General features: G+C 70.8%; 1 protein-coding gene. It reads left to right on the forward strand.

Annotated elements, in window-relative coordinates:
- Positions 1 to 113: 113 nt before the first annotated feature.
- Positions 114 to 845: a GntR family transcriptional regulator gene (locus ACFWB8_RS37115; RefSeq protein ID WP_377541236.1), complete on the forward strand. Its 732-nt coding sequence runs from the start codon at positions 114 to 116 to the stop codon at positions 843 to 845.
- Positions 846 to 1,197 lie beyond the last annotated feature (352 nt).

Genomic DNA, 1,197 nt, shown 5'->3' on the forward strand with positions numbered 1-1,197 from the left:
GGACCCATACTGTGGGGGCACAGTTGCTGTGTCAAGCCATACACTGTGCTAGATCACTACTCCGGATGCTGTGATAGATCACCGCACCGTTCACCCGTCGAAGGAGCCCCGCCATGTCCTCGCTGGAGCGCACGCCTCCGTATCTCCAAGTCGTCGGCACGCTGAAGTCGAAGATCGTCAGCGGCGAACTCGCGCACGGCGACGTGCTGCCGTCCGTGCGCGAACTCGCGGCGGAGTACGGCATCTCGACTGCGACCGCGCAGAAGGTCCACCGCACGCTGAGGGCGGAAGGCCTCGCGGAAGGCCGGCAGGGTGCGGCCACCACGGTCAGCACGCGCCGGACCCTGCACCGCACCGCAGCCGACCGCCTGGAGGCGGCGCTCACTACCGGGCGGATCTACGCCGACGGCGAGTACGCCGTGATCACGGGCGCCGACCTGACCACTCCCCCCGAGTGGGTCGCGGACCTCCTGGGCGTCGAGGACGGCGGCCAGGCGCTGCGTCGCCAGCGGGTCACGCACAACGCCGACGCGGAGCCGGTCTCCGCGAGCACGAGCTGGTTCGTCGCTGAACTCGCGGAGACCGTGCCCGCTCTGCTGCAGCGCGAGCGGATCCCGGGCGGCACCCCATCAGCCATCGAGGCCGTCACCGGTCGACGCGCCGTGGCCTCCGAGGAAGCCAGCGCCGCCGATGCAGCAACCGAGGAACAGGCGACTCTGCTTGGCGTCGAGCCCGGCGCCCCCGTTCTGCTGAGCCGGAACGTGTACGTCGACGCGCAGGGCGACACGGTGGAGGTTGGGGAGTCCGTCGCACCAGCCCGCCGTTGGCGAGCCCATCGGAGCTGACCTCCGCCCGCACACACCGAAGCCCCCGCCGATCCGAATTCGGCGGGGGCTTCGTCGTGCCAAGTCCCGAACGTACCGGCACACGGCCTCCCGTGAGCCTCTGAGCGTCGTTCTCCCGCTCCTGCGACTCTCGGTCCGCCGGAGCGCTCACGAGCCCTCAGGCGGGCGTACAGGCCGCCTGAGGCCCGTAATCCTCCGTGGCCTACCGCATACGCGTCTGCGGGTGCTCCGGACGACCAACGACGGCCAGCGGGAAGGGGGGTGGGGTTGCGCGGCTTGAGCGGCCGTCTGCCGGGCCCGGATTGGGGCGGAGCGCCGTACCCCCGCCGTCACGGATGCGGGTGCGTAAGGC

This window comes from Streptomyces sp. NPDC060031 (genome assembly GCF_042736805.1).
Classification (GTDB): domain Bacteria; phylum Actinomycetota; class Actinomycetes; order Streptomycetales; family Streptomycetaceae; genus Streptomyces.